23 protein-coding genes and 1 pseudogene are annotated in these 23,116 nt (G+C 38.2%); 17 read left to right on the top strand and 7 right to left on the bottom strand.

Annotated features, from left to right (window positions below):
• Positions 1-34 precede the first annotated feature (34 nt).
• Positions 35-238 (bottom strand): annotated as a pseudogene (locus RQ973_RS00470) (IS30 family transposase); the annotation flags it as partial.
• A gap of 411 nt (positions 239-649) precedes the next feature.
• On the opposite strand from RQ973_RS00470, the gene RQ973_RS00465 reads away from it, so the two are divergent.
• The 16 genes from RQ973_RS00465 to tnpA all read left to right on the top strand — a co-directional run bounded on the left by RQ973_RS00465 (position 650) and on the right by tnpA (position 14,834).
• Complete coding sequence (locus RQ973_RS00465) at positions 650-1,363, top strand: YiiX/YebB-like N1pC/P60 family cysteine hydrolase (protein WP_049548920.1); 714 nt, start codon at positions 650-652, stop codon at positions 1,361-1,363.
• A 2-nt stretch (positions 1,364-1,365) separates the two neighbouring features.
• A complete protein-coding gene (locus RQ973_RS00460) occupies positions 1,366-2,484 on the top strand; it encodes a hypothetical protein (protein ID WP_049548921.1) in 1,119 nt (372 codons plus the stop codon).
• A gap of 484 nt (positions 2,485-2,968) precedes the next feature.
• Complete coding sequence (gene trpX, locus RQ973_RS00455) at positions 2,969-3,970, top strand: tryptophan ABC transporter substrate-binding protein (RefSeq protein ID WP_049548922.1); 1,002 nt, start codon at positions 2,969-2,971, stop codon at positions 3,968-3,970.
• A 60-nt stretch (positions 3,971-4,030) separates the two neighbouring features.
• Positions 4,031-4,897, top strand: a complete 867-nt coding sequence (locus RQ973_RS00450; protein ID WP_049548923.1) for an ABC transporter permease — start codon at positions 4,031-4,033, stop codon at positions 4,895-4,897.
• The gene (locus tag RQ973_RS00445) at positions 4,894-5,652 is read left to right on the top strand and encodes an ABC transporter ATP-binding protein (RefSeq protein ID WP_049548924.1); all 759 of its coding nucleotides are present in this window, start codon (positions 4,894-4,896) and stop codon (positions 5,650-5,652) included. The genes RQ973_RS00450 and RQ973_RS00445 overlap by 4 nt, the downstream gene beginning before the upstream one ends.
• Before the next feature lie 280 nt (positions 5,653-5,932).
• On the top strand, positions 5,933-6,364 hold the full coding sequence (locus RQ973_RS00440; RefSeq protein ID WP_049548925.1) for a hypothetical protein: 432 nt from the start codon (positions 5,933-5,935) through the stop codon (positions 6,362-6,364).
• A 180-nt stretch (positions 6,365-6,544) separates the two neighbouring features.
• Positions 6,545-8,305, top strand: a complete 1,761-nt coding sequence (gene dnaG / locus RQ973_RS00435) for a DNA primase (protein ID WP_311522337.1) — start codon at positions 6,545-6,547, stop codon at positions 8,303-8,305.
• Between the two features lie 2 nt (positions 8,306-8,307).
• Positions 8,308-9,417 carry an RNA polymerase sigma factor RpoD gene (rpoD, locus tag RQ973_RS00430; protein ID WP_000201894.1) on the top strand — a complete coding sequence of 370 codons (1,110 nt, stop codon included), beginning with the start codon at positions 8,308-8,310 and terminating at the stop codon, positions 9,415-9,417.
• A gap of 17 nt (positions 9,418-9,434) precedes the next feature.
• The gene (locus RQ973_RS00425; protein WP_000331926.1) at positions 9,435-9,764 is read left to right on the top strand and encodes a metal-sulfur cluster assembly factor; all 330 of its coding nucleotides are present in this window, start codon (positions 9,435-9,437) and stop codon (positions 9,762-9,764) included.
• A gap of 99 nt (positions 9,765-9,863) precedes the next feature.
• Positions 9,864-10,916, top strand: coding sequence for a glycosyltransferase family 4 protein (locus RQ973_RS00420; RefSeq protein ID WP_311522336.1), 1,053 nt, complete (start codon positions 9,864-9,866; stop codon positions 10,914-10,916).
• Between the two features lie 8 nt (positions 10,917-10,924).
• On the top strand, positions 10,925-12,241 hold the full coding sequence (locus tag RQ973_RS00415) for a glycosyltransferase family 4 protein (RefSeq protein WP_153224709.1): 1,317 nt from the start codon (positions 10,925-10,927) through the stop codon (positions 12,239-12,241).
• 26 nt (positions 12,242-12,267) lie between these two features.
• The gene (locus RQ973_RS00410) at positions 12,268-12,459 is read left to right on the top strand and encodes a PspC domain-containing protein (protein WP_075229473.1); all 192 of its coding nucleotides are present in this window, start codon (positions 12,268-12,270) and stop codon (positions 12,457-12,459) included.
• A 30-nt stretch (positions 12,460-12,489) separates the two neighbouring features.
• On the top strand, positions 12,490-12,624 hold the full coding sequence (locus tag RQ973_RS00405) for a DUF4044 domain-containing protein (RefSeq protein WP_049548929.1): 135 nt from the start codon (positions 12,490-12,492) through the stop codon (positions 12,622-12,624).
• Positions 12,625-12,699: 75 nt separating this feature from the next.
• Entirely contained in the window at positions 12,700-14,010 is a 1,311-nt protein-coding gene (obgE, locus tag RQ973_RS00400; RefSeq protein ID WP_153224708.1) for a GTPase ObgE, read from the top strand.
• 9 nt (positions 14,011-14,019) lie between these two features.
• On the top strand, positions 14,020-14,184 hold the full coding sequence (locus RQ973_RS00395; RefSeq protein WP_311522333.1) for a hypothetical protein: 165 nt from the start codon (positions 14,020-14,022) through the stop codon (positions 14,182-14,184).
• 185 nt (positions 14,185-14,369) lie between these two features.
• Positions 14,370-14,834: an IS200/IS605 family transposase gene (gene tnpA / locus RQ973_RS00390; RefSeq protein ID WP_311522332.1), complete on the top strand. Its 465-nt coding sequence runs from the start codon at positions 14,370-14,372 to the stop codon at positions 14,832-14,834.
• Between the two features lie 141 nt (positions 14,835-14,975).
• On the opposite strand, the gene RQ973_RS00385 is transcribed toward tnpA, so the two are convergent.
• The 6 genes from RQ973_RS00385 to nrdH form a co-directional block, all read right to left on the bottom strand.
• Positions 14,976-15,446 carry an arginine repressor gene (locus RQ973_RS00385; RefSeq protein WP_311522330.1) on the bottom strand — a complete coding sequence of 157 codons (471 nt, stop codon included), beginning with the start codon at positions 15,444-15,446 and terminating at the stop codon, positions 14,976-14,978.
• Positions 15,397-17,736 (bottom strand): Xaa-Pro dipeptidyl-peptidase, encoded by a 2,340-nt coding sequence (locus RQ973_RS00380; protein WP_311522329.1) that lies wholly within the window; start codon positions 17,734-17,736, stop codon positions 15,397-15,399. The genes RQ973_RS00385 and RQ973_RS00380 overlap by 50 nt, the downstream gene beginning before the upstream one ends.
• A 274-nt stretch (positions 17,737-18,010) precedes the next feature.
• The gene (locus RQ973_RS00375) at positions 18,011-18,778 is read right to left on the bottom strand and encodes a DeoR/GlpR family DNA-binding transcription regulator (RefSeq protein ID WP_311522327.1); all 768 of its coding nucleotides are present in this window, start codon (positions 18,776-18,778) and stop codon (positions 18,011-18,013) included.
• 128 nt (positions 18,779-18,906) lie between these two features.
• Positions 18,907-19,869: a class 1b ribonucleoside-diphosphate reductase subunit beta gene (gene nrdF / locus RQ973_RS00370; protein WP_049526102.1), complete on the bottom strand. Its 963-nt coding sequence runs from the start codon at positions 19,867-19,869 to the stop codon at positions 18,907-18,909.
• Positions 19,870-20,042: 173 nt separating this feature from the next.
• On the bottom strand, positions 20,043-22,202 hold the full coding sequence (gene nrdE, locus RQ973_RS00365; RefSeq protein WP_311522326.1) for a class 1b ribonucleoside-diphosphate reductase subunit alpha: 2,160 nt from the start codon (positions 22,200-22,202) through the stop codon (positions 20,043-20,045).
• A 68-nt stretch (positions 22,203-22,270) separates the two neighbouring features.
• Positions 22,271-22,489, bottom strand: coding sequence for a glutaredoxin-like protein NrdH (gene nrdH / locus RQ973_RS00360; RefSeq protein ID WP_000259242.1), 219 nt, complete (start codon positions 22,487-22,489; stop codon positions 22,271-22,273).
• A 363-nt stretch (positions 22,490-22,852) separates the two neighbouring features.
• On the opposite strand from nrdH, the gene RQ973_RS00355 reads away from it, so the two are divergent.
• On the top strand, positions 22,853-23,116 hold the full coding sequence (locus tag RQ973_RS00355; protein WP_000146952.1) for a phosphocarrier protein HPr: 264 nt from the start codon (positions 22,853-22,855) through the stop codon (positions 23,114-23,116).

Genomic DNA, 23,116 nt, shown 5'->3' with positions numbered 1-23,116 from the left:
TACAAGCAAGATTTTCCAAAAACGTAGGGATTGGCTAAGTCTCAAGTTCAAGTTGGATAGCAAATAGCAATTTCCAAAGTAACTTGTAGCCCAAGTGTATTTTAGGATAGTTATTCATCCGATTATCAATGAAGGCGACTTCTTTAGGAGTCGTTTTCTTTTTTCTTTTAGGGAATCCTATACGAATCAGCCAGTTGTGATTATCATTAGTTCCCCTTTCCCAAGAGACATAGGGATGATTTAATGTCTACTCTTTCGATCAGCCAAGAGAGGCAAACAGTTTTGTTTCACCTTATAACTAGAACTTTATCTATTTCCTAATGACCATTCTCCTAGCTTAAATTATTGATGTTCGAAAAATTTTTCTTGACTTTCTTTTAGTCAACTAAATATATATAAAACGAAATAGAGCATTAAATTCGTTGACAAAACATAAATATAATGCTATTCTATATATTGAGGAAAGGGCTTACAATTGTAAATGTAAAGATTAATCTGCTTATATTAGTAGAATAGTTATTATAGGTTGTTTAATAACTATTAGGCTGATGACTAGAGTTATAAAATGGAGGGGATAATATAAAGTATTTAGGAATTGCTTGTTGTTTTAATTGAATTTAATAATAGAGTTCTAAGAGGAGAAATTTCTATGAGAAAATCTATAATTTTGAGTGGTTTATCTTTTTTATGCCTAGCTTCAACCATAAGTATTGAAACTATTTATGCAAATGAAAGTACCGATTTATATATTGAAACTAATAAGTTTATTGGGAATGATATTCAACTGACTCCAGAACAACAAAGTATTTTGGATAGTATGGATAGCAGGACACAAGAGTATCTTGAAAATGGGATGTCAGAACCTGTTAGGTATGATGTAAAAAACTATTCTAGATCTCGCATAGGTGATTGGAGTTGGCGAGACGGTCTAATTTGTGTAACTGATCAAGGTATAGGAACTCGAAGAATTAACAGTTGGCATGCAGCGATAGTAGTGCCACAGAGACTATATTCTGTTGCCGAAGCACCAGGGGTGACGGAGAAAGTTCGACTTAGAAGTGGTAAATGGACAAGTAGTACATACACTATTTGGCAAGTTGGAGTAAACGCTACAAGTGTTCAGCAAGACTGGAATGCTGGCCAGTGGGCGGGAAACCAAGTCAATAAACCGTATAACACTAATTTTTGGAATGCAAAACAAACTAATAGTTTTTATTGTTCTCAATTAGTTTGGGCTGCTTATTACTATACTGCTGGGGTTGATTTGAATAAAAGTGACAATGACATAGGATCAGCTATTGCTATACACCCTGGAGAATTTGTCTCTAATCCTAAGACCACTATTGTTTATAGGAATAAATGATTATGAATAATAAACAAAAAGTTGGTCATGTTATTGTTGTAGCCATTATTATTTTAATGGGAGTGTTATTTTTTATCCAAAGATATTCTGCTGCATCATCAAAACAATTTTCTATACAGTCAGATGTGGATTTTTATTTATTAGGATATCACAGTGTGGAGGGGTATAATTTTAAAGATAGTTCATTTGAGAAAGTTTCTGATGAAAAAATAGAGATAGTTAAGGGCCAGATTAATCAAGTTGTTAAGCGTGCAGAAATTTCCAATCGTTATTTGCTATTTTCTGAAGAAGGTCCACCCTTAGGTGTAGTAGGTAGAATAATATCAGTTGATTTTGAAACTGGAAAGATTCACTATAATAAGACCTCTGATTATGCTTTTTCAACAGCTGGCGTAAATCCAGACTACTATTTCACTTCTGAAGCAAATACAGATGATAGTTTTATTGCAGTTTTTGATACAAATTTAAAGGAAGTAGATAAATATATTTTCAAAAATTCTGTTTTTGCTACAGATTTTTCAAACGATGGTGATAATATCTACTTTTTGGGAGTAGATGTTAAAAGTAATGATAATTACCCAACCTACTTACATCATTTTTCACTAAAGAACAAGAAATTACAGTTTGAAAATAAAGAAATTCTCTATGATGATCCTAACTTGACTTATTTTTTTGACGATAGCATTGTGAAGGGTAAACAACTCTATTCAGTTTCCGGTGGATATCGAATTAACTCGACCAAGGAAAAAGTACTTTGGGGGAAAGTTTTTCACTATGATATGGAATCAGGACTTAAGGAATTTTTTGATTTAGATGAAATTGGTCCAGTTAACATTATTGAATTAGGAGAAAATTTGTTAGCAATTGAGCATGAGAGTAATGATTCAGGAAAAATTGCTTTCAGTCTATTTGATGTAACTAGTCATAAATCAACCTTTATCAATCTATCTCAATTTGGATTTTCAGCTGAAACAGACTACATAAAAGATATTAAGCTTCTCGAAGATAATATTTTATTAGTTTTAGCAGGTAATAAATTGATTGCATATGATATAAATGAAAATACTATCATTCTTGAAAAAATAGTTGATGAAGATATGTTTCATATTTGGTTAAAATAATTTGCAAATTTATATAGATTTTTGTAATGTTACATTGTTAAGCCAATTCCCACAGGCATATGATTAACTTACTCTCTCTGATTTTACATTTTTTTAAAAATATTTTATGAAAACCCTTGACAAGTTTTAGTAAAATGATATAATTTAAGCATTCAGAAAGTAATCATTGAAATTTTTTAGAGAGTCTGTGGTTGGTGGAAACAGATAGATGGAAGTGATGAAAATTGGGCTGAATGTTATTAAGAATTTGAAATCATAAGAATTCGGTGAGCACACCTTACAGTGCAACTCGTTTTAGCGAGTAAGAGCGATAGGACTAGTTCCTATAATTGAGGTGGCACCGCGCATCGACGTCCTCACACAAGTTTTTTGTGTGAGGACTTTTTCTATGGGGAGGAAAAATTATGGAAATCAAACGATGGCGTCGCTTGAATAAGTGATTGAATAAAAAAATAATAAGTTAAGAAGAAATAAGGAGAAAATTATGAAAAACAAACGTCTACTCGGTATTATCGTAGCATTAGCACTTGTAGTTGGAGGAAGCTTGGTGTATTCTAGCTTAACGAAGCAGGAAACTAAAGCTGAGACAGCAAATAAAACTGCTAAGGTTGGTGTTCTACAGTTTGTCAGCCACCCATCACTCGATTTGATTTACCAAGGTATCCAAGATGGACTTGCTGAAGAAGGCTATAAAGGTGACCAAATTAAAATCGACTTTATGAACTCAGAAGGTGACCAAAGTAAGGTTGCTACAATGAGTAAGCAATTAGTCGCAAACGGAAACGATGTAGTTGTCGGAATTGCAACACCTGCAGCTCAAGGTCTCGCAAGTGCAACAAAAGACCTTCCTGTTATCATGGCAGCTATTACAGACCCAGCTGGAGCTAACCTTGTACAAAACTTGGAAAAACCAGGTGGGAACATCACTGGGGTGTCTGACCACAACCCTGCTCAACAACAGGTTGAATTGATCAAGACATTGACTCCTGATGTCAAGACGGTTGGAGCTCTTTACTCAAGTAGTGAAGATAACTCAAAATCACAAGTTGAAGAATTCAAAACTTATGCTGAAAAAGCTGGTTTGAAAGTAGAAACATTTGCAGTTCCTTCAACGAACGAAATTGCTTCAACAGTTAATGTTATGACTGGTAAAGTAGATGCAATCTGGATTCCAATTGACAACACAATCGCATCTGCGTTCTCAACTGTAGTATCAAGCAACCAAACAGCTAAAAAACCAATCTACCCAAGTGCGACTGCCATGGTAGAAGCAGGTGGTTTGGCATCAGTCGTTGTGGACCAACACGATCTTGGTGTTGCTACCGGTAAGATGATTGCCAAAGTCTTGAAGGGGGAAAAACCTGCAGATACACCAGTTAATGTCTTCTCAACTGGTAAATCAGTTATTAATAAAAAAGTCTCTCAAGAACTTGGAATCACAATTCCTGAATCAGTTCTCAAAGAAGCTGGTCAAGTAATTGAATAAGAATGTAGGAGGAGTTGGAGACATCTCCTCCAATTTTTAAAAGAAGGAAATGAATGTAACATGATAATATCGATTATTTCACAGGGATTGGTCTGGGCTATCCTGGGCTTGGGAATTTTTATGACCTTTCGAATTCTGAACTTTCCAGATATGACAACTGAGGGCTCCTTCCCACTAGGAGGAGCAGTTGCAGTAACACTGATTACTCAAGGCGTTAATCCTTTTCTTGCTACCTTAGTAGCTGTTGGAGCAGGCTGTCTTGCTGGTTTAGCGACTGGTCTTCTTTACACTAAAGGAAAGATTCCAACACTCTTGTCTGGAATTCTGGTCATGACTTCTTGCCATTCTATCATGCTCATGATTATGGGACGGGCTAACCTTGGACTTTTAAATACCAAGCAAATCCAAGATGTTCTTCCATTTTCATCTGAGATTAATCAATTACTGACAGGTTTGATTTTTGTGACTTTGGTTATCCTTCTCATGCTTTTCTTCCTAGATACTAAATTGGGACAAGCTTATATCGCAACAGGAGATAATCCAGATATGGCTCGTAGTTTTGGTATCAATACAGGCCGTATGGAGCTCATGGGCTTGGTCTTGTCAAATGGTGTTATCGCCCTTGCTGGTGCCTTAATTGCCCAACAAGAAGGTTACGCGGATGTTTCTCGTGGTATCGGTGTTATCGTTGTTGGTCTTGCAAGTTTGATTATCGGTGAAGTTCTGTTCAAGAGTCTTACCCTAGCAGAACGTTTGGTTACCATTGTAGTTGGTTCCATCAGTTATCAATTCTTGGTATGGGGCGTTATTGCTCTCGGCTTTAATACTAGCTACCTCCGTTTGTACAGTGCTCTTATCCTAGCAACTTGTCTTGTAATTCCAACACTTAAGGATAAATACTTGAAAGGAGTCAAGTTAAGCAAATGACAGCAATTGTAAAATTAAGAAATGCCACAAAAATTGTGACAAATGGCTTTGACGAGGAGAAAATTATCCTAAACGATGTTTCTCTTGATATTTACGAACATGACTTCATCACAATCCTGGGTGGAAATGGTGCAGGCAAGTCAACCCTCTTTAATAGCATCGCAGGAACTTTGCCTTTAACCAGTGGTAGCATTCGTATTATGGGTGAGGATGTGACTCATTTTAGCCCTGAAAAACGTGCCAAGTACCTTTCTCGAGTCTTTCAGGATCCTAAGATGGGAACTGCCCCTCGTATGACCGTTGCAGAAAACCTCTTGATTGCAAAGTTTCGTGGAGAAAAACGTGGTCTATTTCCAAGAAGACTCTCAGCTTACAAGGAAGAATTTCAAGCAACTATTGAGAAGGTTGGAAATGGTATAGAAAAACACTTGGATACACCCATTGAATTCTTGTCAGGTGGACAAAGACAGGCCTTAAGTCTCTTGATGGCAACGCTAAAACGTCCGGAACTTCTGTTGTTGGATGAACACACAGCAGCTCTTGACCCTAAAACAAGTGTGGCCTTGATGGAGTTGACAGATGACTTTGTCAGCAAGGACAAGCTGACTGCGCTTATGATTACCCATCATATGGAGGATGCCCTCAAGTACGGAAATCGTTTGATTGTTATGAAAGAAGGCCGAATCATCCAAGATTTGAATAAGGATGAAAAAGCTAAGATGAAAATTTCTGATTACTATCAGTTGTTTGAGTAGATAATTTTTAAAACATCTATCATTAAAAACTTAGAAGTGGGAATCCTATTTCTAAGTCTTTTTGTTATAAAAAAGTTATTAGAAAAATATAGTTGATTGAAATAAGATATGAACAAAGAGATTAGGAAAGTCAAATCAATTTCTAAAAATGTTTTAGAATTTGTAGTGTACTATTCTAAGTTCAATCTGCTATATATATTTTCTTCATCTTTTCACTTGATGCTTTTTATAGTATAATCCATATAAGAATTAAATATTAAATAGTAGAGGAGGTAGAACAATGGCATACACACAAGAAGATTTTCAGGAATGGATTTTTCAGATTGGATTTAAGATGGACTATTTCACAAGGGATTTTGCGGAGAAAGAAGGGCTAAATTTAGACTATAGTATGCAGTCCTTGGATGATTTGGAGGCTTGGATCTTAGCTCACTACGAAGACCACCATGCTTTGATAGCAGACCGCAAGATGTTGGATTATTTGACCGTTTATATCGGTGAAACCTTTCGCAAACACCTAGGAGGAAAATGGTTTATTGATCTTAAAAATAAAAAGAACGCCTATTATTCAATGCCTGTCTTGACTGATCCATCCTATAGAGGAGAGGTATACAAAGCACCATTGACTTATGCAACAGCTTGTATCAGTAGAAAAGATGGTCAGTATATTAGCAGGATATTAAAAAATAATCTCGAAAATCAAGTGAAATAGTCTTTAATTTTTTCTATTTTTCTTTCAAATATTAGAATGGTTTGCTCAAAAGATTCACTTTTTCATGACAGCTGGAAACTTATGAAATAGTCTCATGTAAAGTGTATGAAATGGTTTACTTTTTTTCAGAAATAAGCTATACTAGTTAGAGTAAACTGTGATAAAATGGAGGTATTGTCTATGGTTGACAAGAGACTCATCGAAGAGATCAAAAACAATACCAATATTGTCGAAATCATAGGAGAAGTGATTTCTTTACAAAAATCTGGACGGAACTTTTTAGGGCTCTGTCCTTTTCATGGTGAAAAGACCCCTTCCTTTAACGTGGTCGAAGATAAGCAATTTTACCACTGCTTTGGATGTGGTCGTTCTGGAGATGTTTTTAAGTTTATCGAGGAATATCAGCAGGTAACCTTTGCGGATGCGGTGAGGATATTAGCTGAGAGACTTGGGATTCAGATGGCAGCGCCTGTTCAAGGTTCTGTACAGCCTAGGTCGCCCCATCAAAATCTCTACGATATGCATGAGAAAGCCGCTCGTTTTTATCATGCCATTCTCATGACGACTAAAATGGGTGAAGAGGCGAGAAACTATCTCTATAAACGTGGCTTAACAGATGATGTTCTCAAGCATTTTATGATTGGTTTAGCTCCAGCAGAACGCTCTTATCTATATCAGCGTTTAGCAGATGATTATAGTGAGAAGGACTTGCTGGATTCGGGTTTGTTTTATCTATCTGAGAGTAACCAATTTTTTGATACTTTTCATAATCGCATTATGTTTCCTCTTTTAAATGATCAAGGAAAGGTGATTGCCTTTTCTGGTCGTATATGGCAAGAGGCCGATTCTCAAACTGGAAAGTATAAAAATAGTCGAGCGACGGCAATTTTTAACAAAAGTTACGAATTATATCATTTGGAGAGGGTAAAAAAAGGATCGGGCAAGGCTCCTGAAATCTACCTGATGGAAGGATTTATGGATGTCATTGCGGCTTATCGTGCTGGTATTGAAAATGCAGTTGCTTCTATGGGTACCGCACTGACGAGTGAACATGTGGAGCATCTGAAACGCTTTACCAAAAAAGTGATCGTCACCTATGACGGAGATAAGGCTGGGCAAGCTGCGACGGCTAAAGCCTTGGACGAGCTTAAAGATATACCTGTCCAAGTCGTTCAGATTCCTGACGCGATGGATCCGGATGAATACTTGCAGAAAAACTCTCCTCAAGACTTGGCTTATCTCTTAACCAATACACGCATCAGTCCAGTTGAGTTTTACATCCATCATTTCAGACCGGAAAACAGTGAAAATCTACAAGCTCAGATTGAATTCATAGAGAAAATTGCTCCCTTAATCGCCAAGGAACCCTCTATCACAGCTCAGAATTCCTACATTCACATTTTGACGGATCACTTGCCATCTTTTGACTATCAGCAAGTCGAACATATTGTCAATGAAAGTCGTGTCAGACAGAGAAAGGAGAAGGTTAAGGAGACCTATAGTCCTAGTCCTATCACTATGTCTGTTACCAAGCAACTGACAGCAGTGATGAGAGCGGAAGCCCATATCCTCTACCGAATGATGGAACATCCCTTGGTGCTCAATGACTACCGCTTAAGAGATGACTTTATTTTTGAAACTCCAGAGTTTCAGACCTTGTATGGACTCTTGATTGATAATGGAAGTATCTCGTCTGAGGATTTGGCTCATCAGACCAGAGAAGTGGAGAGTGCTTGGTATCAAGTCCTAGCCTTAGATTTGCCACCTGAGATGTCCCCTCACGAGTTAGCTGAAGTGGAAGAGTCTCGAAAAAGAGCTCTTTTGAATCAGGAAAATCTGCAAATTAAAAAGAAAGTTCAGGAAGCTAGCCATGTCGGTGATACAGACACCGCATTAGAAGAGCTAGAACGCTTAATTGCCCAAAAAAGAAGAATGGAGTAAGAATGGCAACAAAACAAAAAGAAGTAACAACCTTTGACGTCCAAGTAGCGGAATTTATTCGCAATCATAAAAAAACTGGTACGGCTACAGATGACGAAATCAATAACGCCCTCGTAATCCCCTTTACTTTAGATGTGGAAGGTATTGAGAATCTTTTGCAACGCATTCAAGATGCTGGTATCTCAATTACGGACAACGAAGGAAATCCAAGTGCGCGTGTTTTGAGCACTGAGGAAGAACCAGAGTTGACTGATGAAGATTTGATCGGTTCAACCTCAGCTAAGGTCAATGACCCAGTCCGTATGTATTTGAAAGAAATCGGGGTTGTTCCTCTGCTTACAAATGAAGAGGAAAAAGAGTTGGCCCTTGCTGTTGAAGCGGGTGATATCGAAGCTAAACAACGCCTTGCAGAAGCTAACCTTCGTTTGGTTGTATCTATCGCTAAACGTTATGTTGGCCGTGGAATGCAGTTCCTTGACTTGATCCAAGAAGGAAACATGGGCTTGATGAAGGCCGTTGATAAATTTGACTACTCTAAAGGATTCAAATTCTCAACTTATGCGACTTGGTGGATTCGTCAGGCCATTACTCGTGCCATTGCTGACCAAGCTCGTACCATCCGTATCCCAGTTCACATGGTGGAAACTATTAACAAGCTTGTTCGTGAACAACGTAATCTTCTTCAAGAGTTGGGACAAGATCCAACTCCTGAACAAATTGCTGAACGCATGGATATGACACCTGATAAGGTTCGTGAAATCCTCAAGATTGCCCAAGAACCTGTTTCTCTTGAAACACCTATCGGTGAAGAGGACGATAGCCATCTTGGTGATTTTATCGAGGATGAAGTGATTGAAAATCCAGTGGACTATACAACTCGTATCGTTTTGCGTGAGCAGTTGGATGAAGTGTTAGACACATTGACAGACCGTGAAGAGAATGTCTTGCGTCTCCGCTTTGGTCTTGATGATGGGAAAATGCGTACCTTGGAGGATGTTGGTAAAGTCTTTAACGTGACTCGTGAACGTATCCGTCAAATTGAAGCAAAAGCTTTGAGAAAACTTCGCCAGCCAAGTCGAAGCAAACCACTTCGCGATTTTATTGAAGATTAAGTTGAGGGAGAGTGAAGATGGCTTACACAGAAGAACAAATCGAAAATATCAAAACACGTATTTTGACAGCCTTAGAAGAAGTGATTGACCCAGAATTAGGGATTGATATTGTCAATCTTGGCTTGATCTACGAGATTCGTTTTGATGGTGATACAGGTGAGACTGAAATTGACATGACCTTGACAACCATGGGTTGTCCCTTGGCAGATCTTTTAACTGACCAAATCTATGATGCTATGACAGATGTTCCAGAAGTTACAAATGTTGAAGTCAAATTAGTTTGGTATCCAGCTTGGACAGTTGAGAAAATGAGCCGTTATGCTCGTATTGCTTTAGGTATCAAGTAAGTATATTATGAAAAGAGAAATAGTGTAGACGCCAGGAATTCCCAGCTTTTATGCTATCTCTCTTTTTATTTGCTGATTTTATTTGAAGAAAATGGTATAATGGTTACTATGGAAAAAGAGAAATTACGCATCAATATGCTAAGTTCAAGTGAAAAGGTAGCTGGCCAAGGTGTGTCTGGGGCTTACCGTGAACTGGTACAGCTTTTAAAACGAGATGCGAAAGACCAACTGATCGTAACAGAAAATCTTCCAATCGAAGCGGACGTTACTCATTTTCATACCATTGATTTCCCCTATTATTTATCGACTTTTCAGAAGAAACGTTCTGGTCGTAAGATTGGCTATGTTCACTTCTTACCTGATACCTTGGAAGGTAGTTTGAAGATTCCATTCTTCTTAAAGGGGATTGTCAAACGCTATGTATTTTCTTTTTATGAGCGTATGGAGCATCTGGTTGTGGTTAATCCTACCTTCATTGAGGATTTGGTTGCTGCTGGAATTCCACGTGAAAAAGTGACCTATATTCCTAATTTTGTCAACAAAGAAAAATGGCATCCACTTCCTATAGAGCAAGTCGAACAACTTCGTAAAGATATGGGGATTGATGAGAATCAGTTTGTAGTCGTTGGTGCAGGTCAGGTTCAGAAGCGCAAAGGAATAGATGACTTTATCACTCTAGCTGAGGAATTACCTGATATCACTTTTATTTGGGCTGGTGGCTTCTCTTTTGGGGGAATAACCGATGGTTATGAGCGCTATAAAAAGATTATGGATAACCCTCCTGAAAATCTAATTTTCCCAGGGATTGTTGATCCAGAACGGATGAGAGAACTCTATGCCTTGGCTGATCTTTTCTTGCTTCCAAGTTATAACGAGCTCTTTCCAATGACTATTTTAGAAGCTGCGAGTTGTGAAGCACCCATTATGCTTCGTGATCTAGATCTTTACAAGGTCATTCTTGAAGGAAATTACAGACCAACAAGTGATGTAGAAGAGATGAAAGCGGCTATCTTGGAATATCGAGAGCATCCAGAAGCACTAAAAGAATTAAAAGAAAAGGCTAAGGCCATTTCAAGAGAATATTCAGAAGAGCATCTTCTTGAGATCTGGCTAAAATTCTATCGGGAGCAAGCAGATTTAGGAAAAAAATGAGGTAGTATATGCGAATTGGATTATTTACAGATACTTATTTCCCGCAGGTCTCGGGTGTTGCGACCAGTATTCGAACCTTAAAAACAGAACTTGAAAAGCAAGGACATGCCGTCTTTATCTTTACAACAACAGACAAGGATGTTAATCGTTATGAAGACTGGCAGATTATTCGCATCCCTAGTGTTCCTTTCTTTGCCTTTAAAGATCGTCGTTTCGCCTATCGTGGATTTACGAAAGCTCTTGAGATAGCAAAACAATACAAGCTGGATATTATTCATACGCAGACTGAGTTTTCTCTTGGTTTATTAGGGATTTGGATAGCGCGTGAGTTGAAGATTCCAGTCATTCATACCTATCATACCCAGTACGAGGATTATGTCCACTATATCGCTAAGGGGATGTTGATTCGTCCTGGTATGGTCAGGTATCTTGTGAGAGGCTTCCTTCATGATGTTGATGGTGTGATTTGTCCGAGTGAAATTGTGCGAGACCTTTTATCAGATTATAAGGTAAAAGTTGAAAAGCGTGTTATTCCTACAGGGATTGAGCTAGCCAAGTTTGAACGACCAGAGATTGGACCAGAACATATCGCAGACTTACGGGTTAAACTAGGTATTAAGGAAGATGAAAAGATGCTTCTTAGTCTTTCACGTGTTTCTTACGAGAAGAACATTCAAGCCGTTCTGGCAGCATTTGCAGAGGTTCTAAAAGAAGAACAAAAGGTGAAATTAGTCGTTGCTGGTGATGGGCCTTATCTGGAAAACCTCAAGGAGCAAGCAGGAGATTTGCAAATTCAGGATTCTGTTATCTTTACAGGTATGATCGCTCCGAGTGAGACAGCACTTTACTATAAGGCTGCTGACTTCTTCATTTCAGCTTCTACAAGTGAGACTCAGGGGTTAACCTATCTAGAAAGTTTGGCTAGCAAGACACCAATTATAGCTCATGGAAATCCCTATCTTGATAACCTCATCAATCATAAAATGTTTGGAACGCTTTATTATGAAGAGAGAGATCTAGCAGGGGCTATTTTAGAAGCTTTAATTGCAACTCCAAAGATGGATGAGAAACTTTTGGCTGAAAAATTGTATGAAATTTCAGCTGAGAATTTTGCTAAGAGAGTCCATGAGTTTTATTTGGATGCTATCATCTCAAACAATTTTGAAAAAGAATTGACTGCAGATGAACCTGTTACGAAACGTATTTTAAAGACAGTATTTTATATACCACAACAGGCAGTTTCAGTTCCAGTCAAAAGTTCTAAACGAATGTTAAAGGCATCTAAGAAACAGTTGAATGATTTGAGAGATTATTGGAATGACTAGGATCATCAAAGAAAGGAAATGAAGAAATGAAAAAGAAATTTATGAGAAGTAGTCGAGATCAAAAAATCGGTGGAGTATGCGCTGGTCTAGCTAATTATTTTGATATTGATCCTACAATTGTACGTGTAATCTGGGGAGTTCTAGCTTTTTGTTATGGTAGTGGACTTATTGCTTACTTAATTTTATGGGCAATTGCTCCAGTTTCGGAAGAATATTAAAAATAGGGAATTATAGAAAAGGAGAGAATAATGGCATTTGGTGATAATGGAAAACGTAAAAAAACATTTTTTGAGAAATTGACACTATTCGTCGTTTTGATTATGTTGTTTGTAACCTTAGCAGGTATCTTTGCTACAGCCATTGGTGTATTTAGCAGATTTTAAAATGCTAGATTTTCTAGCAAGTAGTAATAGTTGGTGACTGGGATTTCCCAGCCCTTTTTAAAGTGAGAAAAGAATATGAGTATGTTTTTAGATACAGCCAAGATTAAGGTCAAGGCTGGAAATGGTGGCGATGGGATGGTTGCCTTTCGCCGTGAAAAATACGTCCCTAATGGCGGTCCATGGGGTGGCGATGGAGGCCGTGGAGGTAACGTTGTCTTTGTTGTAGATGAAGGTTTACGTACCCTGATGGACTTCCGTTACAATCGTCATTTCAAAGCCCAATCGGGTGAAAAAGGGATGACCAAAGGAATGCATGGTAGAGGGGCAGAAGACTTGATTGTTCGAGTGCCTCAAGGTACAACTGTACGTGATGCGGAGACTGGGAAAGTTCTCACTGATTTGATAGAGAACGGCCAAGAGTTCATCGTGGCTCATGGAGGTCGTGGTGGTCGTGGGAACATCCGTTTTGCGACACCAAAAAATCCTGCTCCAGAGATCTCTGAGAATGGAGAACCTGGTCAGGAGCGCGAATTACAGTTAGAACTTAAAATTCTTGCGGATGTTGGTTTGGTTGGATTCCCTTCAGTTGGAAAATCAACTCTGCTCAGCGTAATTACCTCTGCAAAACCTAAAATTGGTGCCTATCACTTTACAACAATCGTTCCAAATCTTGGTATGGTCCGTACCCAATCAGGTGAGTCCTTTGCAGTGGCAGACCTTCCTGGTTTGATTGAAGGAGCAAGTCAAGGTGTGGGCTTGGGAACTCAATTCCTTCGCCATATTGAGCGTACTCGCGTTATCCTTCACATCATCGATATGTCAGCCAGTGAAGGTCGCGATCCTTACGAAGATTATCTAGCTATTAACAAAGAGTTGGAATCTTACAACCTTCGTCTAATGGAGCGTCCCCAAATCATTGTTGCTAATAAGATGGATATGCCAGAAAGTCAGGAAAACCTTGAAGAATTCAAGAAAAAATTGGCAACTAACTTTGATGAGTTCGAGGAATTACCAGCAATCTTCCCAATATCAGGTTTGACTAAACAAGGTTTAGCACCTTTACTAGATGCAACAGCAGAGCTCCTTGATAAGACTCCAGAATTCCTTCTTTATGACGAGTCAGAAATGGAAGAAGAAGTTTATTATGGCTTTGACGAAGAAGAAAAACCATTTGAAATTAGTCGTGATGACGATGCAACTTGGGTACTTTCAGGTGAAAAACTCATCAAACTCTTTAACATGACTAACTTTGATCGTGATGAGTCTGTCATGAAGTTTGCTCGTCAGTTGCGTGGTATGGGAGTTGATGAAGCTCTCCGTGCTCGTGGCGCCAAGGATGGAGATTTGGTTCGTATCGGTAAGTTTGAGTTTGAGTTTGTAGACTAGGAGATAGCTATGGGAGATAAACCGATATCTTTCCGTGATGCTGATGGAAATTTTGTTTCTGCAGCAGACGTCTGGAATGAGAAAAAGTTAGAAGAACTGTTTAATCGCCTCAATCCAAATCGTGCTTTGAGACTAGCAAGAACTAAAAAGCAAGCTGGAAATAACAAATCATAAAATTAACCCGTGATGATAGCCATCACGGGATTTTATTATGTGACTATTAGTCCGTCTCGCTCCGTGAGGTGCGAGACAAATAAACCACCCGCTATGCGGGTGCGCGTCGAAGGTTATACCAAAAAAACTCCAAACGCGATACAATAAAGGTGTTCAAGCCAATTGTAAAGCGAAAGGAGAAAACCATGGTACAAAAGTCTCATAGTTTATCACACACAAAGTGGCACTGTAAGTATCACATTGTGTTCACCCCTAAGTATAGACGAAAAGTCATCTATAATCAATATCGGAGTAGTTTAGGTGAAATATTTCATCGCTTGTGTAGTTATAAGGGAGTTGAAATTATCGAGGGTCACTTAATGCCAGACCATGTACATATGTTAGTAAGTATTCCACCAAGGATAAGTGTTTCGAGTTTCATGGGTTATTTAAAAGGTAAAAGTGCACTCATGATGTTTGACAAACACGCCAACCTCAAGTACAAGTTTGGGAATCGGCATTTCTGGGCAGAAGGTTATTATGTGAGTACAGTAGGGCTTAATGAAGCCACGATAAGGAAATACATACAAGATCAGGAAAAGCATGATATAGCACTAGATAAATTAAGTGTAAAAGAATATGAGGATCCCTTTAGGGATAGTGGCAAGTAATACTCACGCCTCTTTAAGAGGCAAGTGACGAGTCAAGAGCAATGAGGCTTGAACAACGTGAAAGCCAGCGTCTTTAGGCGCTGGCTGGTAATTTGGGCTTATAGCCCTGGTGCAAACCACCCGTTAGACGGGTGGTTATGATTAGCGATCAAAGAATAGAGGTGGTGCAAATTGTTTGAGACGTTCAAAGCAAGATTGAGCTTGTTCTTTATCCTCGCAGATAACCAAACAGACATCATTGCCACAGATAGTAGCCACAATTTCAGGGAAGTTTAGAGCATCTAAGATGGATCCAAAGGATTGCGCCAAACCTGGATAGGTTTTGATGACAACCTGGTGTTGAACAGGATGCATCATGTAGAGGGCTTCCTCCATATACACTTCTAGGCGTTTTTCCCACTTGGATGTAGAGTCAGTGTTGATTGAATAATAGGAGTGTTCACCTTCACGAATCTTAGAAAGATTCATCAGATTGATATCTCGTGAAAGTGTTGCTTGTGTGACCTGTACTCCGTTTTCAATCAGTAGTTCTTGTAATTCAGTTTGGGTATGAATTTTTTGTTTAGTGATTAGGGCTCGGATGAGCTGGTGTCTTTGCTCGGCTTTGTTCATCTACAGTTACCTCCCTTTGAAAAGGTATCTCAAGACTAGACTGTGCAAGGTCGACAGTCAAGTGATAGTCTGTATTGTCACGTACAGTAATCTCAAAGTCTGTTGTGTAAAGAACGAGACGTACTGTATCGCTTTCTTTTAGTTTGTAAATAGTTGGTTGGAGTTCAAATTGGAATTCCATCCATTCATCAGGCTTAACTTCTTCAATTTTCAATAAATCATAACGATTTTGAAGATTGAGATAGCCTTTGGTGATAACACGTTGAGCATTTGGGCTAAATGGTAGCTCGCAAAGATTTTCCAGCATATGGTAACGACCATTATCAATCGTACGAGCAGACAAGACTCCTGGATACGGTTGTAGGTATTTCTTTTGACCAAGTTCGAGAAGTTGGGCAGATAGTAAGCCTTTATTGGTGCTTGATTTGAGACGGAGGTTTAGTTTAACACGCCCATTGAGATGAAGGTCCTCTGTCACTGGCAGATCAATAGTTACCTGATTGACTTTCCCTTGATACAATTCATTATTAAAGGTTTGATAGTTTTTTCCAAAACGTTCAAAGTCAGAGTCTTCATAGTGGTTTTGAATGACAGCTTCTTCAGTACCTAATGTGAAAGTTTTGTGGTCAGTTTGATTTCCAAAATCTTCAAAAGTCATCCATGTTTGAGGAGCTGTATTGTCTTGCCAAACGATTCTTGGAAGTCGGTAATCAGTTTCATGCCCCAATAATTTCTGTGTCAAAAGAGCATTCATGGATTCACGGAAATCGATAGATTGCCAGTTGTTCATATAAACATGGGCACCGTTATGATAAAAGAGATGTTTCTTAATATTGCTTGGAAGAGCATTGAACATTTGATAGACATGAAGTGGTTTTACATTCCAGTCTTGTGAACCGTGTGTAAAAACAACCTCAGCTTTGACCTTGTGGGCATTAAGTAGGTAGTTTCTGTCATGCCAAAATTGGTTATAATCTCCAGTTTTACGGTCTAGATTTTTCTTCAGTTCTTCTATAGACTCTTTATGAGCTTCGTTTCCACGAATATAGTCACCAGCTAAGAGATTACGAGAATAAGTTAATTCATCTAATGAATCGAAGTCCTCCCCTGGATAGCCACCAGGGCTTGTTACCAGACCATTTTCTCGATAATAGTTGTACCAAGAAGAAATACCGGCTTCAGCAATAATGACTTCTAAACCATCAACTCCTGTAGTTGCAAGACCATTAGACATTGTTCCTAGATAAGAAAGACCAGTAGTGGCAACTTTTCCATTTGACCAGTCAGCCTTGACCTGACGTTTACGACTGTGGTCTGTGAAGGCACGACAACGACCATTGAGCCAATCAATAACATTTTTATAGGCTTCAACTTGGCGGTAATCTCCGTTGGTCATTTGACCTTGAGAATCCTTGGTTCCAAGACCAGATACGTAGATATTTGCAAATCCTCTTGGAAGGAAGTAGTCGTTAAGTGTGTAGCTGCTATTGATATGAGTGAGTTTTTCTTCAGCTTCTGGAACGAGTTCAGCTTCTCCAACAGGTTCAACCAAGTCTAATGTTGGTTTTTCTAGAGAAATTTCATGTGCTTCCTTGACTTCTAGCTCAGCTTCCATTTTGTAAAGAGCTTTATCACTTGCTTTATCATTGGTTCCTTGATGGTAAGGACTTGCCGTCATAACAGCTGGAATTTTGCCGTGGTAAGATGGACGAATAATGTTTACCTTGATAAGATCTGGCAGTCCATCATTATCAGAATTAATACGACTTTCCACATAAACAACTTTCCGAATAGCATTGTTTGCAGAGAAGGTTGCCAAGCTCTTGCCATTGAAGTGGTGGTAATCATTGTCCTCAGGGATAAGACCATCGCTAACCAATTGATCGATCAAGGTATTTCCCTTTTTAGTGCGCGTGTTAAGGAGTTGATAGAGATTGTCAATCAAATCTCCGTATACAATAGGGAATGCCGTTTCTTTGTGAAAAACAAGACCATCTTCAAAGTCCGTTAAGTAGCTGAAACCAAGCAACTGAAAGGCAACAGTATAGAAAATCTCTGCAGTTAATTCACGATCAGAATTGAAGAAAGTGAGCAGATCAGTTTCTTTATCTACAGCTAAAGTTGAGAGGGGATAATCTGTATTTTTGTAATTGAAAAAGCAAGTTCTAACAAAAGCTTCAAACAGTTCTTTATCAGAATTTGATTGGTCAAGCTTGAATCCAAGGCTGGATAATTCCTGTAAAGCTTCTTGTTGGCTTACAGGATAGTAACTGAATTGATTAAAACGCATAGATGCCTCCTTTGAAGAATCATTCTAAATTTATTATATCAAAAAAGTAGAGGAAATGATAGAAAATACAAGTAACTGTTATAATAAACTAAAAAGGATGACTTCGTGAAATGGAATATAAAAAGACAGATTCGAGGAATCTATTAAATTAAAAATACAGAAATCATAGATTTGAAAAATAATTGAAATATTTTAGATTGCACGCTTAATATAAAATAAAAAACTAGCCATGGAATTAGTAGTAGCTACTAAATTCTATGACTAGTTGTAGAGTTTAAGGTTTTGACTTGATAATTTTAGTTTGTTTAGACAGTGATTGGAGTGTTTGGTCACTTAATTTTGAATCCGTTATAATGGTGTCGATATCTGAGATATTGTAAAATGTGAAGAAATCAAATTTATCAAATTTGCTATGGTCAGCTAGGAGATATTTTTTGTTGGCGTTTTCAAGTGCTAATTTCTGCGCTTCACCTTCGTCTTCACTAAAAGTAGCGATAGCTTGATCCTTGATACCATTACAACTAACGAAGGCTTTTGAAAATTGCAAACTAGCGATATCTTGAAGAGTGAGAGTACCGACAAAAGCTCCTGTAATTGAACGATAATTACCACCGATTAGAATGAGATCAGTTAGCTTACGCTCGTTTAGAATAAGAAATACAGGCAAACTATTGGTAACAACACGAATGTTATCGATAGGAAGCTCACGCGCAAAGAATTCTAATGTGGTACCTGGACCAATGAAAATAGTTTCTCTTTCTTCAACTAAGTGACCTGCAAAGCGAGCAATTTCTTGTTTTTCTGCTGTTTGTAGCCCTTGTTTTTCAACGTTAGAACGCTCATTATTTAATAAGGAACCTGTTCGAAGTTTTTCAGCTCCTCCATGAACTCGAACCAGTAAATCCTTATCCGCTAACTCTTGTAAATATCGTCTAGCTGTCATATCGGAAATATCAAGGCGATTCATAATCTCTTTAACAGTGATAGTTCCTTTTGTATTAACAATTTCTAAAATAGTATCTAATTTTTCTTGCTTCAGCATTGAACCACCCCCAAATCTAATATTATTTTATCATATTTTAAACAGCTAAGCAACTTAAAGAAAACAAAAATAAACAAAAAAAAACATCTGGTTTGTAATTAAACTTAGATGTTTTTTTAGGTTAGGTATTAATTTAGTCCATAGTTATAGTCATCATCCTGCATAGCTTCAACTTCACCAAGTAGATAGCCATTACCAACTTGAGAGAAGAAGTCGTGGTTTGATGTACCAGTTGAAATCCCGTTCATAACGATTGGGTTGACATCGTCCGCTGAGTCAGGGAAGAGAGGATCTTGCCCCAAATTCATAAGAGCCTTATTTGCATTGTAGCGAAGGAAGGTTTTAACCTCTTCGGTCCATCCGACTTCGTCATAGAGGCTCTCTGTGTAGCCTTCTTCATTCTCATAAAGAGTATAGAGAAGGTCGTACATCCATTCTTTGAGTTTTTCTTGTTCATCTTCTGGCAATTCATTGAAACCAAGTTGGAATTTGTAGCCGATGTAGGTTCCGTGTACAGACTCGTCACGAATAATCAACTTGATGATCTCAGCTACGTTGGCCAACTTGTTGTTTCCAAGATAGTAGAGAGGAGTGAAGAAACCAGAGTAGAAGAGGAAGGTTTCAAGAAAAACACTAGCTACTTTCTTTTCAAGTGGCGTTCCGTTTAGGTAGATTTCATTAATAATTTCAGCTTTTTTCTGAAGATATGGATTGGTATTAGTCCATTCAAAAATTTCTTCAATTTCAGACTTGGTATTTAAGGTTGAGAAGATAGAAGAGTAAGACTTAGCATGAACAGATTCCATAAATTGGATATTGTTAAAAACAGCTTCCTCGTGAGGCGTACGAATATCAGCACGAAGGGCTTGAACACCAGTTTCTGATTGCATGGTATCCAAAAGGGTCAAACCTCCAAAAACTTTACCAACAAGGTCTTTTTCCTTGTTAGAAAGCTTTCTCCAGTCATCTAGGTCATTTGACAAGGGAATACGCGTATCGAGCCAGAATTGCTCAGTCAGCTTTTCCCAGGTTGATTTGTCGATGACATCTTCGATGGCATTCCAGTTAATAGCTTTGTAGTAAGTTTTCATTTGAAATCTCTTTCTGTGTGTAGTAATACGATAACATAATCATTCTTATTTTATCATAATTCTATTCTATAATCGAACAAAAAGTCGGAGGCCCGACTTTTATGTTCTTACATGATTTTATCAGCAAAATACGTTAAATGGATTAAGTAAATGTAATTTTTTTGAGAGTTGAATTAAATCACACAGCTCTCACATTGGTTAGCACCGACTTCTCCACCATCATCTGTAAAGGTACGGACGTAGTAGATAGACTTGATACCTTTGTTGAAGGCATAGTTACGAAGGATAGACAAGTCACGTGTTGTTTGTTTATTTTCTGATTTCCATTCGTAAAGACCTGTTGGGATATCACTGCGCATGAAGAGTGTGAGTGAAAGTCCTTGGTCTACGTGTTCAGTTGCAGCTGCATAAACATCAATGACTTTACGCATATCCATGTCGTAAGCAGAAGTGTAGTAAGGAATGGTTTCTGTTGACAATCCTGCAGCAGGGTAGTAGATCTTACCAATTTTCTTCTCTTGGCGTTCTTCGATACGTTGCGTGATCGGGTGGATAGAAGCAGATACATCGTTGATATAGCTGATAGAACCATTCGGCGCTACAGCAAGGCGGTTTTGGTGGTAAAGACCATCTGCTTTAACTTTATCACGAAGTTCAGCCCAATCAGCAGCAGTAGGGATAAAGATATCTTTGAAGAGTTCTTTAACACGGTCTGATTTCGGAAGAAATTCTCCAGTCAAATACTTATCAAAGTAGCTTCCGTTAGCATAGTCTGATTTCTCAAAGTTGTGGAAGGTAACACCACGTTCACGTGCGATATTGTTTGACTCAACCAAGGTCCAGTAGTTCATAAGCATAAAGTAAATGCTTGTAAATTCAACAGACTCAGGTGATCCATATTCAATCAGTTGTTGGGCAAGGTAGCTGTGAAGTCCCATAGCTCCAAGTCCGAAGGTGTGAGCTTGGCTATTTCCATGGTCGATGGTAGGAACAGCTACGATGTGTGAACTATCTGTAACGAAAGTTAAAGCACGAACCATAGCACGGATAGAACGACCAAAGTCAGGTGAAGTCATCATGTTGACCACGTTTGTTGAACCAAGGTTACATGAGACATCAGTCCCCATTTTAAGGAATTCTTGAGCATCGTTGATAAGACTTGGTTCTTGGACTTGAAGAATCTCAGAACACAAGTTACTCATGATGATCTTTCCATCAACAGGATTTGCACGGTTAGCAGTATCAATGTTGACTACATAAGGATAACCAGATTCTTGTTGCAATTTAGAGATTTCAGTTTCCAAATCACGCGCCTTGATTTTTGTTTTACGGATGTTTGGATTTGCAACTAGTTCATCGTATTTTTCAGTGATGTCGATGTAGTTGAATGGCACACCGTATTCAAGCTCTACAGAGTAAGGGCTGAATAGGTACATTTCCTCATTCTTACGTGCTAATTCGTAGAATTTATCTGGTACCACAACACCAAGTGAAAGGGTCTTAACACGAACTTTTTCATCTGCGTTTTCTTTCTTAGTTGAAAGGAAGGCGATAATATCTGGGTGAAAGACATTGAGGTAAACAACACCGGCACCTTGACGTTGACCCAATTGGTTTGAGTAAGAGAAGCTATCTTCAAAAAGCTTCATAACAGGTACGACACCAGAAGCGGCACCCTCGTATCCTTTAATAGGAGCTCCAGCTTCACGAAGGTTGCTGAGGGAAATTCCCACGCCACCACCGATACGTGAAAGTTGAAGAGCTGAGTTGATAGAACGTCCGATAGAGTTCATATCATCGGTTACCTGGATCAAGAAGCAAGATACCAACTCACCACGACGCGCACGGCCTGCATTCAAGAAAGAAGGAGTAGCAGGTTGATAACGTTGGTGGATGATTTCATTGGCGATATCAATAGCAATCGCTTCATCACCATCAGCAAAGTAAAGGGCGTTAAAGAAGACGCGGTCTTCCATGCTTTCAAGATAGTATTCCCCATCATTAGTTTTCAAAGCATACTGATTATAGAATTTATAGGCAGCCATGAAAGACTTAAATTGGAAGTTTTGATCCTTGATAAATTGATGCAGTTCTTCCAAAAATTCTGGACAGTATTTCTTGATAAATGCTGTCTCAATGTAGTTATGCTCAATGAGGAAGTTGATTTTATCCGTAATTGAGTTGAAAACCATTGTATTTGGTACAACATTTTCTTTAAAGAAGGCTTCAAGAGCTTCCTTGTCTTTGTGAAGCATGATTTGTCCATTCACAGGACGGTTAATTTCGTTATTAAGACGGAAGTAAGTCACATCTTCAAGTTGTTTTAATCCCATAAAAAATCCTTTATCTAATTACAAAAGAAAGGCTTCTAAGATAGACATAGAAGCTTTTGTCTTGATTCTTAAGCAAGTTGTTTGAGTTTACCTGGTTGGAAACCAGAGAAAACCTCTGTTGGTGTCTGAATGATAGGAGCGGCACTAAAGCCAAGCTCTTTTACTTGATCAATGTATTCAGGCTGTTCATCAAGATTGATTTCTTTATATTCAACATTATTACTGTCTAAAAAACGTTTCGTCATTTTACATTGGACACAGTTGTTTTTAGAATATACGGTTACCATTTCTGTAACTCCTCTTTAAAAAATTATTACTTTCTTAGTATATCAGAAAAAAAAACTTTGTCAACTTTCTAAAACTAAATCTTGTGTACTTATTTTACTGATTTTACTAACAAACACAATATATAGTGTAGTATTGAAAAATAATTACAGAAAAAGCAATGATTTCATTATAGGTGTCTCGACAAAAACTACATACTGTGTTTTGCTAAATTTAATAGAAGATTTTCAGCAAGTTATCTGAAAGGAAATTGAAGAAAGTCCATAAAATACTTGAAAAATATCAATGAAGGTGATATAATACTAAATTGTAAGGGTTATCAGATATGTAACTCAACAAGAAAACTATTAAAGGAGAGTCAAACTATGGCTTCTAAAGATTTCCACGTAGTGGCAGAAACAGGTATTCACGCACGTCCAGCAACATTGTTGGTACAAACAGCTAGCAAATTTGCTTCAGATATCACTCTTGAGTACAAAGGTAAATCAGTTAACCTTAAATCTATCATGGGTGTAATGAGCCTTGGTGTTGGTCAAGGTGCTGACGTTACAATCACTGCTGAAGGTGCAGACGCTGATGACGCTATCGCTGCAATCTCAGAAACAATGGAAAAAGAAGGATTGGCATAA

The organism is uncultured Streptococcus sp., assembly GCF_963511325.1.
Taxonomy (GTDB): Bacteria; Bacillota; Bacilli; order Lactobacillales; family Streptococcaceae; genus Streptococcus.
Note: the sequence above shows the minus strand (reverse complement) of the source record. Positions and strands in the feature narration are given on the sequence as shown.

What these genes read in the sequence shown, in the direction of transcription:
- RQ973_RS00465 (WP_049548920.1), top strand. Translation starts at nt 650, where the DNA reads ATGAGAAAATCTATAATTTTGAGTGGTTTATCTTTTTTATGCCTAGCT.
- RQ973_RS00460 (WP_049548921.1), top strand. Translation starts at nt 1,366, where the DNA reads ATGAATAATAAACAAAAAGTTGGTCATGTTATTGTTGTAGCCATTATT.
- trpX (WP_049548922.1), top strand. Translation starts at nt 2,969, where the DNA reads ATGAAAAACAAACGTCTACTCGGTATTATCGTAGCATTAGCACTTGTA.
- RQ973_RS00450 (WP_049548923.1), top strand. Translation starts at nt 4,031, where the DNA reads ATGATAATATCGATTATTTCACAGGGATTGGTCTGGGCTATCCTGGGC.
- RQ973_RS00445 (WP_049548924.1), top strand. Translation starts at nt 4,894, where the DNA reads ATGACAGCAATTGTAAAATTAAGAAATGCCACAAAAATTGTGACAAAT.
- RQ973_RS00440 (WP_049548925.1), top strand. Translation starts at nt 5,933, where the DNA reads ATGGCATACACACAAGAAGATTTTCAGGAATGGATTTTTCAGATTGGA.
- dnaG (WP_311522337.1), top strand. Translation starts at nt 6,545, where the DNA reads ATGGTTGACAAGAGACTCATCGAAGAGATCAAAAACAATACCAATATT.
- rpoD (WP_000201894.1), top strand. Translation starts at nt 8,308, where the DNA reads ATGGCAACAAAACAAAAAGAAGTAACAACCTTTGACGTCCAAGTAGCG.
- RQ973_RS00425 (WP_000331926.1), top strand. Translation starts at nt 9,435, where the DNA reads ATGGCTTACACAGAAGAACAAATCGAAAATATCAAAACACGTATTTTG.
- RQ973_RS00420 (WP_311522336.1), top strand. Translation starts at nt 9,864, where the DNA reads ATGGTTACTATGGAAAAAGAGAAATTACGCATCAATATGCTAAGTTCA.
- RQ973_RS00415 (WP_153224709.1), top strand. Translation starts at nt 10,925, where the DNA reads ATGCGAATTGGATTATTTACAGATACTTATTTCCCGCAGGTCTCGGGT.
- RQ973_RS00410 (WP_075229473.1), top strand. Translation starts at nt 12,268, where the DNA reads ATGAAAAAGAAATTTATGAGAAGTAGTCGAGATCAAAAAATCGGTGGA.
- RQ973_RS00405 (WP_049548929.1), top strand. Translation starts at nt 12,490, where the DNA reads ATGGCATTTGGTGATAATGGAAAACGTAAAAAAACATTTTTTGAGAAA.
- obgE (WP_153224708.1), top strand. Translation starts at nt 12,700, where the DNA reads ATGAGTATGTTTTTAGATACAGCCAAGATTAAGGTCAAGGCTGGAAAT.
- RQ973_RS00395 (WP_311522333.1), top strand. Translation starts at nt 14,020, where the DNA reads ATGGGAGATAAACCGATATCTTTCCGTGATGCTGATGGAAATTTTGTT.
- tnpA (WP_311522332.1), top strand. Translation starts at nt 14,370, where the DNA reads ATGGTACAAAAGTCTCATAGTTTATCACACACAAAGTGGCACTGTAAG.
- RQ973_RS00385 (WP_311522330.1), bottom strand. Translation starts at nt 15,446, where the DNA reads ATGAACAAAGCCGAGCAAAGACACCAGCTCATCCGAGCCCTAATCACT.
- RQ973_RS00380 (WP_311522329.1), bottom strand. Translation starts at nt 17,736, where the DNA reads ATGCGTTTTAATCAATTCAGTTACTATCCTGTAAGCCAACAAGAAGCT.
- RQ973_RS00375 (WP_311522327.1), bottom strand. Translation starts at nt 18,778, where the DNA reads ATGCTGAAGCAAGAAAAATTAGATACTATTTTAGAAATTGTTAATACA.
- nrdF (WP_049526102.1), bottom strand. Translation starts at nt 19,869, where the DNA reads ATGAAAACTTACTACAAAGCTATTAACTGGAATGCCATCGAAGATGTC.
- nrdE (WP_311522326.1), bottom strand. Translation starts at nt 22,202, where the DNA reads ATGGGATTAAAACAACTTGAAGATGTGACTTACTTCCGTCTTAATAAC.
- nrdH (WP_000259242.1), bottom strand. Translation starts at nt 22,489, where the DNA reads ATGGTAACCGTATATTCTAAAAACAACTGTGTCCAATGTAAAATGACG.
- RQ973_RS00355 (WP_000146952.1), top strand. Translation starts at nt 22,853, where the DNA reads ATGGCTTCTAAAGATTTCCACGTAGTGGCAGAAACAGGTATTCACGCA.